The organism is Peribacillus loiseleuriae (genome assembly GCF_001183985.1).
GTDB lineage: Bacteria > Bacillota > Bacilli > Bacillales > DSM-1321 > Peribacillus > Peribacillus loiseleuriae.
On record NZ_LFZW01000001.1, the window covers coordinates 3,004,185 to 3,020,236 of the forward strand.

Below are 16,052 nucleotides of genomic sequence, written 5' to 3' on the forward strand. Positions count from 1 at the left end.
AAAAAAAACCAGCAAAGTGCCCTTTTAGGGAAACTTTGCTGGTTTGATTACTTGCTAGTATTTAACTGACTTTCAAGTACTTCCGATGCTTTTTTTAGTTGTGTATCGTTCGCAAGAATCTTTTCTCGCAGAACTTGCATAAGCTTTGTTGTAGACTCACCAGTAAGTATTCCCGTTACTTTAATACTATGGTCTTTTTGGAATTGTGACACTGCTTTTTCGGTTTCATCGTCGTAGAAACCATCAATCTTGCCTGGCTTATACCCTGCCGCTTCTAACATCTTCTCTGCCGTTTTCACTTCCACACCTGATTCAGATACCTTCAGTTCTTTTTCAGGTGAAATATAAGTAAGACTCGCATAATCTGGAAGTTTAACCAAAATATCCGGTTTGATTCCTTTAGAATGTATCCAGTTTCCATTAGGTGTCAGCCATTTTGCCGCTGTAAATTTAAAGTTAGAGCCATCTTTAAAATCAGTTGCTGTTTGTACAGTTCCTTTACCAAATGACTTCTCCCCAATAAGCTTAATGCCTGCTGATTCTTTGACAGCAGCAGCTACGATTTCCGAAGCACTTGCACTACCGCCATCGATCAACACGACTACAGGTTTTTCAAACACACCATTGTTTCTTGCGTTAGCCACCTGTTTCTCACCTGTCCGATTTTCCACTTGTAAAATGGGTTTGCCATTTGGTACAAAGATGCTAGCAATTTCTTCTGCTTGATCAAGCAGACCACCCGGATTACCACGTAAATCCAGAATCATACCCTTCATCCCCTGCTTATCCATTTCCGTAATAGCTTGCTTTAATTCATTAGCAGTATCTGTGGAGAAGCTAGTTACTTGAATTTTAGCAATATGATTGTCCAACATTTCGGAATAAACGGTTTCAACTGGAATGGTATCACGTATGATTGTGATTTCAATTGGTTTTTCAGATCCTTCTCGAGAAATTTCTAAGTCAACTTTAGTGCCTTTTTTCCCTCTTATCTTCATGACTGCTTCGGTCGAGTTTACGCCTTCCAAACTGGCACCGTTCACGCTTAGAATTAAGTCATTAGGCTTAATTCCAGCTTTCTCTGCAGGAGAACCCTTAATCGGAGAAACAACCTTAATAAACGAGTTTGCCTGTTGAATTTCTGCACCGATTCCTTCAAAGGAAGAGGAAATACTTTCTTGAAAGCTCTTTGCCTCCTCTTGATTCATATAGGTAGAATATGGATCATCAAGGGCTTTAATCATACCATCAATGGCACCGTTCACAAGATCCGTTTCATTTACATCTTGATAAAATTTATTCTTTAATGTGTCATAAGTAGAATAAAGTTTGGCGAATTCAGGATGTTCGCCGGAAGACATTTGAGAAGGTAAAGATGATTCGACTTTATCTGTTCCAAAAGTCAACGCAATCGTAGTAATTCCTGCTGTCAAAAAAACAAGTAAAAATATCCCCATAATAAACGGAAATCTTCTCATTTTAACATATCTGGTCTTTTCTGGAGAATCTGTTTGTTTATTTTCTTCTTCCAATGCGTGTTCACCACTTTCAGGTTGTACCTTCAAATTTTACTCATGTTCATTCGAGGAAACTACGGAATATTACGGCCCGCTTATGCCAATAAATGTAACATTCGTTTGTATGTAAAATTATTTTACCAGATTTATGTCTTTACTAGAAATATAAATGTTTAGTATAAGCAAAAAAGTATAAAGTAAGTGTTTGCTGGATAGTAAACCGAATTTTTTCAATCAGCAATCTATCCCACAACTTCACTCAGAGAGTATCCTGGTTAGACATTAGAAGGGGATTTAATAAAAATAAATCCCACAGTTGAATGTTTCATTTTATTCTTGAATAGCTGCTTCTAAGGCAACTTCAATCATTTCATTGAATGTTGTCTGACGTTCTTCTGAAGTTGTTTCTTCCCCTGTAAGAATATGATCGCTAATTGTCAAGATAGACAATGCTTTACGGCCAAACTTGGCAGCAAGCGTGTAAAGTGCTGCAGACTCCATTTCTATTGCAAGGATTTGGTATCTCGCCAATTTTTCTAAATCACTGTTTTCATTGTAGAAATGATCTGCTGTAAAGACATTACCAGCCTTTAATTGCAATCCTTTCGTAAGTCCCGCTTCATAAGCTTTTCTTAATAAATCGAAATCTGCTGTTGGTGCATAATCAATACCGCCAAACGTTAAACGGTTTATTTGAGAATCAGTTGAAGCACTCATCGCAAGAATAACGTCACGTACCTTTACATCTTTTTGGATGGCTCCAGCTGTGCCAACACGAATAAGATTTTGAACATTATAGCTATTAATCAATTCATTGACGTAAATAGAAATCGAAGGTACACCCATTCCTGTACCCTGAACTGAAATTCTTTTTCCTTTATATGTGCCTGTATAACCAAACATGTTTCTGACTTCATTGTAAAGTGTAGCGTTTTCCAAAAAAGTTTCTGCTATATATTTTGCCCGAAGTGGATCTCCAGGTAACAAGACCGTTTCGGCAATTTCATTTTCTTTTGCACCAATATGTACACTCACTTTTGTTTCCTCCTCTAAAGCTTGAAATATAAATATCGAAAATAACTATACCATAGCACCATCCTAAAATGGAAATGTGCATGGAACCTCAATTATAATTGATTTTTGTTAAAAATGCATGCTATTCACGACCTTTGTTATCTCTTCCAAACCAATTTCCTTCTTAAACATACGTAAGGCCCAAATTGATTCAATTTAACAAAAGATCATTCTTCTGTTTCCTAAGCTAAACAAAAAAAAGCATTGCTGAGGAGAAACAATGCTTTGGTGTGCCATGTATGTTTTTTGACATAGTCACTATGTTGATCACACAGTAAGCCTGACTTTTTTAAAGAAGTGAGGGGTTATCCGCTAAAGCGAGTTGAACTGATGTGGGAAAGTATAAAATCCACCCAAGTTAGTCCTCATTATCTTCATCAATTATACATTTATCAAGCAAATAATCGAATGTGATGTCTGCAAGATCTTCTAACTCCTCTTCATTCGGTATATAGCCCCGTTTCATTAACTCCTGAAAGAAGAATTCCGCAATTTCTTCTGTATCAATGAATACTTCAATTTCTCGCATGTCATCGCCCCCTTATTAAAGATGTATGAGCCTGCAAGACGAATTATGACTGCTTGATCTTATTCCTTCAATTCTTTAATTTTTCATCGCCTGCCGTATCGTCTACTGTCTTTTTCATTTTCAAAAGCGCTATTTTCATCACATGGAAATAATCTTCATCCCCGAACCATTCGTAAAGCATTTGATAGTCATTATAAAGATCGAGTAAACCATCGATAAATTCCTTCTTATCACCTTCTTGAACGTTCGTGATCGGTTCTGTTTTTTGTCCATTTTTTTTCAAGGAGTCGGCAACTTTGGATGTTTTTTGCTGGTCGCCAATAAGTCCTAATTTGGACATGATACTTTCTGCTCGTTCCGCATCCGCAATTAACGTAATTTCTTCCTCATGTGCTTCGAGCCATTCTCCGTCTGCAATTCTAGCAAGTTCATAGACAATGTCTTCCCAGGCATCTTCTTTATAACGCCATATCTCGGTTCTAAAGCCCAATATTTTAAAATAATCACGCTCATATCCATCAACTTGAACGAGGTCACCGAATGTAAACTTATATTCAATATCAATATGCTCTGAATCAGATACTAACTCACCTTCATATTCTTCTACACTTTTCAGCGTGTTTTCTAAATAAAGACCTTGACTGTGATTCACTTCGTAAACAAAAGATTCATCCATAAATTTTACATCCGTAATTTTCCCCACTGTTCCATACATCGTAATAACCACTGTATCGCCTTTCTGGAATTTCGGCTGTTTCTTTTTCCCCATAAGAGACATCCCCTTATAAATCGGTCCTATATGTTTGATTAATATAAAGTATATGCAGAATATATTCACTGCGTTAATCTGAATTCTCTAATGTCATTGTATTAACTCCTTTATAACCGCATACAAAAAAAGCCAGTCCTTTTTCAGTTATAAAAAAAGAACTAGCTCTCTATACTTGGTTTACATCCAGTAAATCAGGTTACTCCTTAGTAGATGAATTTTCACAATATCCAACCTTTTAGTGTAGCCATTGCAAATAAGCCGATTAGAAATAAGCTTTGTACGAACAAAAATCCATATATACCTAATTTGATTTATGAGTTTATCATCTCTTCTCGTTCAGCATATACGTATCCCAAACTTCATCAAAAATAGACATACTGCGTAGATAATGCCCATTCATTTCCAAATACCGGCTGAGTTCATCATAATTATTAGATTGCTTCGGAAATGTATGATCATTAAATGCTTCATTCGCAAATTTCGTCATTTCATCCACTTCTTTCGGCTGGCGATAGTTCATTAAGAACGTGTAAAAAGGCTTCATCATTATCCTCCAAAATAAAATAAATCTGACATAAATATAATGGAGATTTGTCTTGCCGTCAAAAAGAAGTGATCAAAAAAAGGGTCTGACCTCACTTCTGTACACCGTTGTTTCATGTCATATAAACGATATAGTAGAAGTGGGACTGACCCTTTCGTTATGGGACAGCCATTCTATCATTGCTAACCTAATTTCAGAATGTTGACTAAATACAATCTATTTTCTCGCCCTATTGCTACATGTTTATTCTCGTTACATGTAATGAATAAGTAACAAATATGAAGGGTAATAAATTGTGAAAATTTATGAAAAATCAAAATAGTTTCGTTTAAGGAGTCGCTTCATCTTCATCAATTCTTGAAAATCGACTGTTTTATTTAAATTCACCGTAGAGATTAAGAATAGTTGGTCTTCAATTTGTTTCACCGTCTCGTCACTTTGATAGACAGCCCCACACCTTTCACAGGAATAGGTGGGCGTATTTAAGATTTCAATCGCTTTTGTACCATCTGGAAGCTCCCAATAGACCGATCCGGAACCAAGCACAACCCCAGTGGCTTCACACCAGCTGCATTTATCCATTTTGATCCCCCTTATCTTGATCACTCTTTGCAGATGACATTTTCTTCAGTTGTGCCTGATATTTTTTTTCTTTTAAGATATCACGCTTTTCACGTTGATCTTTTAATGAGCTATGTTCAGGATTATTTTCATATTTTTCACGACGGTATAAACGTTCAAGTCCTTCAGGGACCAAATTGAACTTACTCTCATTCAGCAAACCAGCAATGCCAATATCTGAGCGTTTATTTCCTGCATGCGGATAAATGCTCTCAAAATAGTCATCTGCCCGCCCTGGTGTGTAATTTTCTGGTTCAGGATACGTTGATATAACGCCTTCAAAGTTGCGAAGAACCGTTTTCTCCGGTGATTGTGAAATAATGTAGTTAGGCTGAAGCGTAATTTTACCTCCGCCACCTGGGGCGTCGACGACAAAAGTGGGAATTGCATAACCTGAAGTATGTCCCCGCAGGCCTTCAATAATCTCAATACCTTTTGAAATTGGTGCCCTAAAATGTCCGATTCCTTCAGAAAGATCACATTGATAAATATAATAAGGCCTAACGCGGATTTTCACGAGATCATGCATCAACTTTTTCATAATCGGCACGCTGTCATTGATTCCTGCAAGAATAACAGCCTGATTACCTACAGGAACGCCAGCATCAGCAAGCATTTCGCACGCTTTCTTTGCTTCTTCTGTTATTTCAATGGATGTATTGAAATGTGTATTGAGCCATACTGGATGATATTTTTTTAAAATCGTACACAAATTTTCTGTGATCCGATGCGGAAAAACAACAGGCGCACGTGTACCAATCCTGATAATTTCCACATGTGGGATGTCACGCAAATTTTTCAAAATATATTCCAGAATCGTATCGTTAATCAATAGTCCATCGCCACCAGATAACAGAACATCACGAACAGCTGGCGTTTCCCTAATATATTGAATCGCTGCATCAAGCTGTTTCTTTGGAACCCCCATTCCGATTTGTCCGGAAAATCTTCTTCGTGTACAATACCTGCAATACATCGAGCATTGATTAGTCACTAAAAACAGTACCCGATCAGGATAACGATGGGTTAAGCCTGGTACAGGGGAATCTTCGTCTTCATGAAGCGGGTCTTCCATATCGTATTTGGTTTTATGCATTTCACTTGAGATCGGGACACTTTGCATTCGGATTGGGCATCTTGGATCATCAGGATTCATTAATGAGGCATAGTAGGGTGTAATATTCAGTGGAATCGTTTTCGTCGAAATTCGAACCCCTTCTTCTTCATCTGGTGTAAGATTTATCACTTTTTTTAAATCATCTAAGGTTCGAATCGTGTTCGTAAGCTGCCAAATCCAATCATTCCATTTCTCATCGGTTACATCTTTCCATAGCTCGATATCTTTCCAGTGTCGGTCTGGTTTATATAAATCGAATAACATTATGGTTCCCCCTTGCCACTTGATAGTAATAGTTAATGCAAGAGCCATGCCAATATAGACAAAAATCAGCATTTTTATTAAAATTTAGTGGTCACCCATCCACCTTATTCGATTTTATTTAGCTTATACTGAAGCGTTTGGCGCGGTATCTGGAGCAATTTAGCGGCTTGCAGAATATTCCCTTTGGTCTTTGTTAATGCATTAGAAATCAGCTCTTCTTCTGTTTGCTTCAAAACTTCTCTTAAAGGTTGGATGTCTAGTGCATGTGTATCCTTATATTTAAGAAATGGGGGCAAGTCCTCTAAATGAAGGAAATTCGTTTCAGCAATATTCATCATATATTCGATAGTATGCTTAAGTTCTCGTACATTGCCGGGCCATTTGTATGTGTTGAAGAATCCATGCAAATTGGGTTCCATACCACTAATATGTTTTTTCATCTTTTTATTAAAATATGAAATAAAATGATGGGCGAGTAGTTCGATGTCTTCCGTTCGATTATTTAAAGACGGTAATTCATAGCTCAACACGTTTAATCGATAGTATAAGTCTGGTCGAAGTAATTGCTCTGATAGTGCTTTTTCGGGATGCATATTCATCGCCGCCATGATTCTGACGTCTACTTGACTATTCTTTGTCCCTCCAATTCTTCTTATCAGTCCATCTTCAAGTACTCGCAATAGCTTCGTTTGCAACTGGAGCGGCATCGATTGCAGTTCATCTAAAAACAAGGTTCCTCCATTCGCTAACTCAAACAACCCCGCACGCTCTACTGCACCTGTATAGCTTCCCTTGGCTGTTCCAAATAATAAACTCTCCAGCAGTGACTCTGGAAGCGCTGCACAGTTTTGAGCGATAAAGGGCGCTTTGCTTCTAGTTGAAGCGGCATGGATGCCTTGGACAAACAATTCCTTTCCTACCCCGCTTTCACCATAAACAAGTACAGATGAGTCGGAATTTGCGGCTTTTTTTCCTTGATGAATCACCTGTAAAAAGATCGGATTCACCGTTAATAAATCAGAAAATGTATAATTGGTACTAGTAGTTGCGAATTTCTTCTGCTGACTGGTATCGCTCTGCTTTAGATCAAGCAATCGTTCTGATAATGCTTTCAAGTTGGAGTAATCTTTGGCAATTTCGATGGCTCCAAACAACTCTCCATTCACATGCAGCGGCAAGGTCGTGTTGATGGTTTCAATCATTTTTCCATGTATATTCATATATGACTGTCGTTTATCTTTAATTGGTTCTGCTCGCTCAATAACCTGTAGCAGTGTTGATGTATGGCGATTGAGAGATGGAAAAGATTGTGTAAGTGGTTCCCCTAACACCTCTTCCACCTTCATTCGATCCCGTTCCGCTGCCACTTTATTATAAAAAATTGTATACCCTTCCGTATCGATTACATGAATGCCTTCATCAATACTCGTTAAAATCGCTTCTAACACTTCTCTTGTCGTGTAAAATTCCCGATTCACATTCGTTCACTCCTTCAAGTCTTACTTAGTAAAGTATATGAAGGAATGCCAGAATCTTGTCAGATTGCTGCTGTTTTTCCGGCATTTATGAAATGTTTTTCACCCAAATATTCATATCCTCTAGTTTATCGAAAATATAACAGTTATTCGCTAATCTTCCACGATACGTGTAATTAAGAGAATGAAAGGTCGCATTCATGCCAAATGACAGGGCTCTTGCAATAGAATACATACAAAAGATTTGGTGTTCTGCTAAGTATTTTTCAAGCTCACTAATCAAAAGCTTCATTAAGCCAAATTGCCGATGTTCTGGCAGTGTCGCACAATCCGTTATTTCAGCATTATGATAGTGGCTATTCACTTCTGCTGATGCGGCGCTTACAATTTTCTCGTTAAATAGGCATACATAAAACACAGCTTCGTTTTCGATACATTTTTTCACATATTCTGGATCATTCATCGGAACCGGATAGATTTCAAAAACCTGTTTATATAAACATGCCAATTCATTTGCATCAGCACTATTCGCTTTTCTTATTATATAGCCTAAAGGGAGCTGTTTTCTTTGTTCAATAGCACTAAGGGATATTACCCGGGTTAAAATTTCGTCTTCTTCCTGCCAGTTCCCACTATTTCGACGTTCATTTTGATAATATTTTGCAAAAAAACAACAATCACTGCCATAAAAATACTTATCAATACTGGCTTCGAAAACAAAACCTGCTAAGATCAGCTCTTTAAAATTTTCCTGCCTGGCTTTTACAATCAGTTTCTCTGCACCGATTTTTAAAACGGCTTCAACCGCCTCTTTTAAACAAAGAGTAATATTCCCTAAATAATCATCCATTCTAACCCGTTTATTAAAAGGGTCGATTACAAGTTTCACATAAAAGCTATTTCCATTTATCTCTTTTTCCATAGGTATATCATTCATTGACCTTCCCCCTTTACTTCATATTTAGTGTACCAAAAAATAAAGAAAGAGTCAGACCTCACCCTTCTCTCCCTTATATTTTTGGATGATTTAATCCATAAATATAGGATATGAAGGGTATCGCCTAACCCATATGAACTAATCTCTTTGGTTTTCATTCTTCAGAAACTTCGCACCAGTCAAGTATCGTTATCGCAATGATTTGAGCTGCTTCGATCATTTTTTCTATTTCAATATATTCATTGGCATCATGGGCTAATTCGGTTTTTCCTGGACCAAACACAATGGTCGGGATTCCGCCGATCCCAGATAAATAGCCGCCATCCGTTGCCCATGGCGATGCTTCTAATTTTGCTTCTTGGTTCATTTTTTCTTTATATGCTGCTTGCACTGTTCGAAGAAATGGATGCTCTAAATCGATATGACCAGGTAACCAACGTGCACCAAAAAATTCAAGTTCAACCGGTTTGTTCCTAAACCAATCGCATGAGGAATTTAATTTTTCAATACATGCTTTTAAGCTATCTTTAGCTTCGTCTACTGTTTCAAAAGGAGCGACTCCAAGTCGTCCTTCCAAAACGACCGTATCAGGAACAGATGATGGCCATTCACCGCCATGGATTTTCCCCAGATTGATTGGAATCGGGATGGGGATATTTTCGTACAATGGATGAGTAAGCGCTGCGTTTCTTCTATTCTCTAAATCTCGAATAGCTTCCATAACAATTACGGATTGCTCAATAGCGCTCACTCCCTCATATCGAGTACCAGCATGAGCTGATTTTCCTTTTACAGTAAGTCGAAACCACAACGAACCTTGTTGGAGCGGAAAGATTTTCATATTCGTAGGTTCGGGGATAATCGCTCCATCTGCGCGATATCCCCGTAATACAGCTGCAAGTGTTCCTGCCCCACCGCTTTCCTCTTCAATTACACTTTGAAAAATCATATCTCCTTTTAACATAATTCCACTTGCCATTATTGCCTCAATCGCCAACAGTAATGAAACATTGCCACCTTTCATATCAGTGGACCCTCTACCAAACACTTTACCATTCATAACTTTCCCGCTAAAAGGATCCATTTCCCAATCATTTTGATTCCCTTCAGGTACAACATCAATATGCCCATTCAAAAGGATAGATTTCCCAAATCCCTCCCCTTTTTTTATTGCAACAAGGTTTGGATTTCCTTTAAAATCACTACGGTCACAGTGAAATTGTGGATGATTTTTTAATTCATCATCGCCAATCTCCCAAATATCCAATTCCAATCCGAGTTCGCGGCATTTTTCAATGATAATCGCTTGCGCACCTCCCTCATTCCCTCTCTTACTTGGTTCTTGAATTAGCTTCTGCAATAACTTGACGCCTTTAGGATAGTTCTCATGGATCCAATCTATCACTCTATGTTTTTTATCCATCATAATCTCTACCTTTCTTTTATGATGCGAATCTGTTTGGCTCTTTTTACTTCAGCTTCTGTTTTCGCTATTACATCAGCAAATGTATATGGTTCGAATAAGTCAGTTAACAGAAGTCCTTCAAAAGTAACGTTAAAAACACCCATCTCTGTAATGATCATATGTACACAGTTAGGTGCAGTTAAGGGTAATGTACATGCTTTGACTAGCTTCGAAGTACCACTTTTGTCAAAATGATTCATTACAACGATGACCTTCTTTGCTTTGGCTGCTAAATCCATAGCCCCACCCATCCCGGGAATTCGCTTCCCTGGGACAATCCAATTCGCAAGATCACCTTTTTCACTGACTTGTAACGCACCTAAAATGGTTAAATCAATCCGTTTTGATCGTATGATCCCGAATGCCATAGCACCATCGCAATACGAACCTCCTGTCTGTAATGTGACAGGATACCCGCCTGCGTTACAAAGATTTTCATCTTCTTTGCCCGGTTCCGAAGAGGGCCCCATTCCGATAATTCCATTTTCAGCATGAAACATGACTGGAAAACTTCCCGGCAAAAAATCAGGTACCAGAGAAGGAATCCCAATACCCAGATTGACTAACATCCCTTCCTTAATTTCTTGTGCAGCTCGTTTTGCTAGTTTCTTTCTTATTTCTGCTCCCATGCCCATTGCCAATTCACTCCTTTCGATTGCACGATATAATTGATAAATACCCCTGGAGTGATAATTTCTTCTGGGTTCAATGAACCAATGGGGACAATTTCTAATGCTTCTACAATCGTTATTTTTCCAGCCATTGCCACATAAGGATTTGAGTTTCTTGCACTTTTATCAAAAATCAAGTTTCCATAATAATCAGCTTTTTTTGCATAAACAATAGCAATGTCGCCCGTTATGGCTGGCTCAATTAAGTATTCTTTTTTTGCCACTTTCACTTTTTCTTTACTACGGTTTACAATTTCAGCCTCAATACCGATATCAGATAAGATACCACCAAGGCCCATCCCGCCTGCTCGAATGCGTTCAATTAATGTTCCTTGTGGAGAAAATTCAATTTCAAGCTCACCAGTATTCATATAAGTCCCTGCATTAGGATTGGAACCAATATGAGAAACTATTAATTTTTTTGCTTGTTTTTTTGTAATGACTTTGCCGATTCCAATGTCAGGAAATCCGGCATCTGTGCCGATTAATGTTAGATTCTTAATCCCAGTTTCTAAAATAAGATCCACCAATCCCGGCGGTGTACCTACTCCTCCAAAACCACCGAATAAGATGCTTATTCCATCTTTAAAAAGTGGGGTTAAACTAGCACGGTTCACTACTTTCTTAAACGTGTTTTCAGTCATCTTCCACACCGCCTATTAAATTTCCTCATTCACATTCAGCAAATGTTTTTCAGACCATTCTTCAAAAACAGCTTCTAAACGGCTCACTAGTTCATCCATTTCTTTTTCGGTAATTGTTAATGGTGGTGCGACAATAATGGCAGCACCTGTGACCCCTTCTTCACCAGCAGCAGCAGGATATAATAACAAGCCGTGCTCCATTGCAAGCTTAATCACTGTATTTGTTATAGAAGCGACTAGCGGAAAAGGTTCTTTCGTTTTTTTATTTTGGACAAATTCAATACCAAGAAGGAGACCTTTTCCACGAATATCTCCTATAAAAGAATACTTCTGTTCCAATAAGTGCAACTTGTTTTTCAAATAAACACCGGCGATGGCTGCACGTTCAGCTATATTATGTTTAGTGAGATGGTTGAGTACAGCAAGTGAAATAGCGCAAGATAATGGATTTGCGCTAAAGGTATGACCGCCCATAATGACTCTTGAACCTTGTAGAATTGTTTGAATGATAGGATCCGAAACGATTGTCGCTGCGATCGGCGTGTAGCCCCCGCTCATGCCTTTACCAAGTGTTACAATATCAGGCTTTACTCCCCAATGTTCTGAAGCAAGTATTTTTCCCGTACGCCCCATTCCTGTCATCACTTCATCGGCAATAAATAAGATATCGTACTTCTCGCAAATTTGCTTTAGTTTTTGAAAATAGCCATCAGGTGGTGTAATGGCTGCTCCCGCTGCTCCAATGACTGGTTCAGCAATGAAGGCGGCCACATGATCCGCTCCAATTCTTCTGATTGCTGCTTCAAGTTCATTCGCACAAGCAAGCCCGCATGATTTTCTCTCCAGATGTAAAGGACAACGATAACAATAGGGAGCAGAGATTGCCGGATACGATTCCAGAATTTCCGTAAATCGTTCTCGACGTACTGGATGTCCAGACATAGACAAGGCTCCAAGCGTGATCCCGTGATAGCTCATCCATCTCGAGATGATTCGGTTCTTCTGTGGCTTTCCTTTTTCCTGCCAGTATTGAATGGCTAGTTTCATGGCAGTCTCTGTTGCTTCTGACCCACTGTTCACGAAGAAACTCCAAGGATAATCGCCATTCGTTAAATCTGAAAGTTTTAATGCAAGCTGTTCTGCCGCGTCACTAGTAAACTGTGAACGATACACAAACGAAACCTTCTCAGCTTGTTCAACCATAGATTTTGTAATTTCTTCCACTCCATGGCCAATATTCGCTGTCACTGCTCCAGAGCATCCATCAAGATACTCTTTTCCAAAAGCATCGTAAAGAAACACTCCTTTCCCATGACTAATTATCGGATATTCCACGCCGAGTACTGGTTTAATTAATGACGATTTCCCCATTTTTTTTCAGCACTCCTTTTCACTTATCTTACTAACCGTATAATCTAGTGTATGTCTTGAATGTCGCAATCTTTCTTCCCGGAAATAAAATGTTGCACTTAACACAATTGTCTATTTTTACAAAAATAATCAATTGTGTTAAAAAAAGGGTCATATCTCGTATACTGTTAATAATGTAGCTTTGGAATAAAGTTTAGTCAAAAGTATTCCGTAAAAACTCATTCTGGGCAAATAAAAAAAATCCGTTTTGAAAAAAAATTAATCAAAATGGATTCTTCTCTTATGAATTAATATACATTTTTTATAAAAAAGTTTGATCACTTTCATCCAATGTTCTTCCACAATTGCGCCTTATTCTGTAATAAGTATATAAATCACTCACTAAAAAAACATATAGAACTGCGTTACTTGTTTAATGCACATAACCTTTACTTTAATGGTCCGAAAAATACAGATTAACAACGTTTAAGAATCCAAAGAATAACCCTATATAAATGGTCAAACCTACTACCTGGTTACGTTGTTATTTCTGCTTCTTATTCTGACCATGGTGAATGTAAAATACAATGACAGAAATTCTTATTTTTATATTCCGGTCTAAAATGTTTAATAACATCTTCTTTCATATTGCCAAAAGTAGTTTCTGGCTTATGCTTAAAACCCTCATAAAACGCTGGAATAATTTCCTTTTTGAAATTGTTACGAGGGAAAGCTTTTATAATTGCTTCACGCAAATCGTCAGGGAATTGTTCAAAGCCATCTCCCATCACATCTAAACCAACACCTGAAAAGAGTAGTGCTACTTCAGACTCTTTATGTTCTGCAATACCGGGTGTCGTATGTAATGCAATCGCATCCCATACAAGACGAATCGACTCATCTGGAATTTGATACTGCTGTAAAAAACTTCTTGCTGCATTTGCACCGTCTACTTCAAACCGTAAATCTGGACTACTGTACTTTTTGGTTAAGCCTAAATCATGGAATAAAGCACTGACATATAGTAACTCTAAATCATAATTCTGCTTCGCTTTTTTTCCGTTGACTGCACCAAATAAAAATACACGATTTGAATGATTCCACAACAAGCCGTTCCCATGCTCACGTAAAATATCGGCTGCATCTTTCGCCAATCGAGAATCTGGAATTTTAATACCTGCTACTTCTTGAAGCATAATTGAAAATCCCCCTTACAATTTAGTAGTTCTCATTTTCATGAGCTTATCTTCATTGTAAAGAGAAATTTATTATCATTCTATTCGATTATTTCTATGATAATGATAGACAAAAACTATAATATAGAACTTCGTAAAGAAGTAATCGAATCTTTATCTGTGTGAAAACAAAGCTTTTCGATTTCACGTACTAATAACTTAATATATTTACGTGCTGCATAATTAATAAAACAATTCTTTTTCATCACGAGATAAACTGATCTAGTCAAAGATGGGTTTTCAATATGTTGGAAAGATAAATCCTCTGTATCATAAAATTCATATAATGTACGCGAAACAACACTACGACCAACACCACTTCGAACTAGCTTCAAAATAGATTCAATACTAGACGTTTCAACAATAGGCTCTAATTGTTTGCCAACCTCATAGCTCGTTTTATCAAGTATTTTTCTACATTGATGCATACTTGGAAATAAAATTAGAGGACCATCTAAAACAGAGGAAAATGAAACCCTCTGCTCCCCATTACTTTGATTACTAATCAGGTAAAACTCTTCATCATACAACTTCGTCACTTGTAACAGACTAGATTGATTAAGATGAAAACCAATACCAAAATCAGCTCGATTTTCTAGAACGGCCTTTTCCACTTGATCAGTCGTTTGAATGAACACTTTAATGTTCGGATATAGTTGGTTAAATTGAATACACAAAGTAGATACCAAATCAGTTATTTCCCCTGGTAACACAGCAATTTTCAATTCCCCAATTTCTAATTTCGTAAATGCTTCAATTTGAGAGGACATACTTTGGATGGAACCTTGAATATTCAATGCTTCTTGTTGCACAATTTCTCCTACCTTAGTAAGCTCAATTTTCTTGCCAATACGGTTAAAAAGTGAATATCCTATTTCTTGCTCGAACATCTTAATTTGATGACTTAAAGTGGGTTGCGAGATTCCCAATTTTTCTGCTGCTTTTGTAAAATGTAGTTCTTTACTAACCATTAAAAAATATTCTAAATGTCGTAATTCGATACTATTTCAATCCTTTCTAATGAAATATCAATCTCTATTTATATACTTCTTTAATCAGATAATATAGCTATTAAGTTACTTTATTTAAAGGAATTATTCCACAATTTGGCCCTTTAACGGTTAAACTTTTTTCAAAACGGTGCGACTTTTTTATAAACAGTTCAACTTTATTTCAAAGCCACAAATAATGTACAGGGGCTAACCTTTGTAAGATAATCTAATTTGATTATTCTAAATCGAGGAACATGTTTTTTAGGCTATAAGTTTTTCATATTCCATTTTTGTAAATGTACTATTTTATGTAGTCTTCCAATTCTCTCGCCCCATTAAAAACCAAAACACAATTCCTACCAATCGGAAGCTCCACATGTCCGTCCTCGCTTCAATTCAAGCATCGCCCCTAATCGGAATTGTGGCAAATGGATGCACATGTCTGAAGTTCGCGTTTGAAATAACGGGAATTCCCTGGTTAATAACGTAAAAAACCGACCTTGTTATAAGGTCGGTTACTATTACACTTCGTTAACAGCAGAAAGATGCACCGATGATGATTAAAAGGATAAACAGCACCACAATTAGAGCAAAACCGCCGCCGCCGCATCCACCACCACATCCGCCACCATATCCATAACCACCGTATCCTCCACCAAATCCTCCACCAAATCCGTACATTACATTCACTCCTTTTTTTGATATCTCTTACATTTTTACAATATGCAGATGCGCCCGATTCGGTCTGTGCATTTGCCTATTTTTTTGCGACTGCACCATTTATCTAAAGACAATACCCTATAGGTAAGGTGGTATACGGCCTTTAAATTGCAAAGTTATTTACA

Annotated in this window: 16 protein-coding genes; all 16 read right to left on the bottom strand. The window is 37.6% G+C overall.

Annotation, left to right across the window (positions count from 1 at the left end):
- Positions 1-47 precede the first annotated feature (47 nt).
- The 16 genes from AC625_RS13965 to yjcZ all read right to left on the bottom strand — a co-directional run bounded on the left by AC625_RS13965 (position 48) and on the right by yjcZ (position 15,888).
- Positions 48-1,565 carry a lmo1851 family serine protease gene (locus tag AC625_RS13965; protein WP_342670994.1) on the bottom strand — a complete coding sequence of 506 codons (1,518 nt, stop codon included), beginning with the start codon at positions 1,563-1,565 and terminating at the stop codon, positions 48-50.
- Positions 1,566-1,847: 282 nt separating this feature from the next.
- A complete protein-coding gene (gene deoD, locus AC625_RS13970) occupies positions 1,848-2,552 on the bottom strand; it encodes a purine-nucleoside phosphorylase (protein WP_049681823.1) in 705 nt (234 codons plus the stop codon).
- A gap of 397 nt (positions 2,553-2,949) precedes the next feature.
- The gene (locus AC625_RS25935) at positions 2,950-3,120 is read right to left on the bottom strand and encodes a YozD family protein (RefSeq protein WP_082191114.1); all 171 of its coding nucleotides are present in this window, start codon (positions 3,118-3,120) and stop codon (positions 2,950-2,952) included.
- Between the two features lie 67 nt (positions 3,121-3,187).
- Positions 3,188-3,889 carry a hypothetical protein gene (locus AC625_RS13975; RefSeq protein WP_049681824.1) on the bottom strand — a complete coding sequence of 234 codons (702 nt, stop codon included), beginning with the start codon at positions 3,887-3,889 and terminating at the stop codon, positions 3,188-3,190.
- A gap of 325 nt (positions 3,890-4,214) precedes the next feature.
- A complete protein-coding gene (locus tag AC625_RS13980) occupies positions 4,215-4,439 on the bottom strand; it encodes a YozE family protein (RefSeq protein WP_049681825.1) in 225 nt (74 codons plus the stop codon).
- 300 nt (positions 4,440-4,739) lie between these two features.
- The gene (locus tag AC625_RS13985) at positions 4,740-5,018 is read right to left on the bottom strand and encodes a YokU family protein (protein WP_049681826.1); all 279 of its coding nucleotides are present in this window, start codon (positions 5,016-5,018) and stop codon (positions 4,740-4,742) included.
- Entirely contained in the window at positions 5,011-6,438 is a 1,428-nt protein-coding gene (gene kamA / locus AC625_RS13990) for a lysine 2,3-aminomutase (protein WP_049681827.1), read from the bottom strand. Before kamA ends, AC625_RS13985 begins: the two co-directional genes overlap by 8 nt.
- Positions 6,439-6,542: 104 nt before the next feature.
- On the bottom strand, positions 6,543-7,916 hold the full coding sequence (locus tag AC625_RS13995; RefSeq protein ID WP_049681828.1) for a sigma-54 interaction domain-containing protein: 1,374 nt from the start codon (positions 7,914-7,916) through the stop codon (positions 6,543-6,545).
- An 85-nt stretch (positions 7,917-8,001) separates the two neighbouring features.
- Complete coding sequence (gene ablB, locus AC625_RS14000) at positions 8,002-8,850, bottom strand: putative beta-lysine N-acetyltransferase (RefSeq protein WP_049681829.1); 849 nt, start codon at positions 8,848-8,850, stop codon at positions 8,002-8,004.
- A 154-nt stretch (positions 8,851-9,004) separates the two neighbouring features.
- Entirely contained in the window at positions 9,005-10,276 is a 1,272-nt protein-coding gene (locus AC625_RS14005; protein ID WP_180320102.1) for a peptidase, read from the bottom strand.
- Between the two features lie 5 nt (positions 10,277-10,281).
- Entirely contained in the window at positions 10,282-10,950 is a 669-nt protein-coding gene (locus AC625_RS14010; protein ID WP_049681831.1) for a 3-oxoacid CoA-transferase subunit B, read from the bottom strand.
- Complete coding sequence (locus tag AC625_RS14015) at positions 10,929-11,630, bottom strand: CoA transferase subunit A (protein ID WP_049681832.1); 702 nt, start codon at positions 11,628-11,630, stop codon at positions 10,929-10,931. The genes AC625_RS14010 and AC625_RS14015 overlap by 22 nt, the downstream gene beginning before the upstream one ends.
- Positions 11,631-11,645: 15 nt before the next feature.
- Positions 11,646-13,001, bottom strand: coding sequence for an aspartate aminotransferase family protein (locus AC625_RS14020; RefSeq protein ID WP_049681833.1), 1,356 nt, complete (start codon positions 12,999-13,001; stop codon positions 11,646-11,648).
- Between the two features lie 536 nt (positions 13,002-13,537).
- Complete coding sequence (locus tag AC625_RS14025; RefSeq protein ID WP_049681834.1) at positions 13,538-14,176, bottom strand: HD domain-containing protein; 639 nt, start codon at positions 14,174-14,176, stop codon at positions 13,538-13,540.
- Positions 14,177-14,292: 116 nt separating this feature from the next.
- Positions 14,293-15,216, bottom strand: a complete 924-nt coding sequence (locus AC625_RS14030) for a LysR family transcriptional regulator (protein WP_281177275.1) — start codon at positions 15,214-15,216, stop codon at positions 14,293-14,295.
- Positions 15,217-15,738: 522 nt separating this feature from the next.
- On the bottom strand, positions 15,739-15,888 hold the full coding sequence (gene yjcZ / locus AC625_RS25150) for a sporulation protein YjcZ (protein ID WP_053178107.1): 150 nt from the start codon (positions 15,886-15,888) through the stop codon (positions 15,739-15,741).
- Positions 15,889-16,052 lie beyond the last annotated feature (164 nt).

Coding starts and splice junctions, on each gene's coding strand:
- AC625_RS13980 (WP_049681825.1), bottom strand. CDS start 4,439: ATGATGAAGCCTTTTTACACGTTCTTAATGAACTATCGCCAGCCGAAA.
- yjcZ (WP_053178107.1), bottom strand. CDS start 15,888: ATGTACGGATTTGGTGGAGGATTTGGTGGAGGATACGGTGGTTATGGA.
- AC625_RS13985 (WP_049681826.1), bottom strand. CDS start 5,018: ATGGATAAATGCAGCTGGTGTGAAGCCACTGGGGTTGTGCTTGGTTCC.
- AC625_RS13975 (WP_049681824.1), bottom strand. CDS start 3,889: ATGGGGAAAAAGAAACAGCCGAAATTCCAGAAAGGCGATACAGTGGTT.
- kamA (WP_049681827.1), bottom strand. CDS start 6,438: ATGTTATTCGATTTATATAAACCAGACCGACACTGGAAAGATATCGAG.
- AC625_RS14015 (WP_049681832.1), bottom strand. CDS start 11,630: ATGACTGAAAACACGTTTAAGAAAGTAGTGAACCGTGCTAGTTTAACC.
- AC625_RS25935 (WP_082191114.1), bottom strand. CDS start 3,120: ATGCGAGAAATTGAAGTATTCATTGATACAGAAGAAATTGCGGAATTC.
- AC625_RS14025 (WP_049681834.1), bottom strand. CDS start 14,176: ATGCTTCAAGAAGTAGCAGGTATTAAAATTCCAGATTCTCGATTGGCG.
- AC625_RS14020 (WP_049681833.1), bottom strand. CDS start 13,001: ATGGGGAAATCGTCATTAATTAAACCAGTACTCGGCGTGGAATATCCG.
- ablB (WP_049681829.1), bottom strand. CDS start 8,850: ATGAATGATATACCTATGGAAAAAGAGATAAATGGAAATAGCTTTTAT.
- AC625_RS14010 (WP_049681831.1), bottom strand. CDS start 10,950: ATGGGCATGGGAGCAGAAATAAGAAAGAAACTAGCAAAACGAGCTGCA.
- AC625_RS14005 (WP_180320102.1), bottom strand. CDS start 10,276: ATGATGGATAAAAAACATAGAGTGATAGATTGGATCCATGAGAACTAT.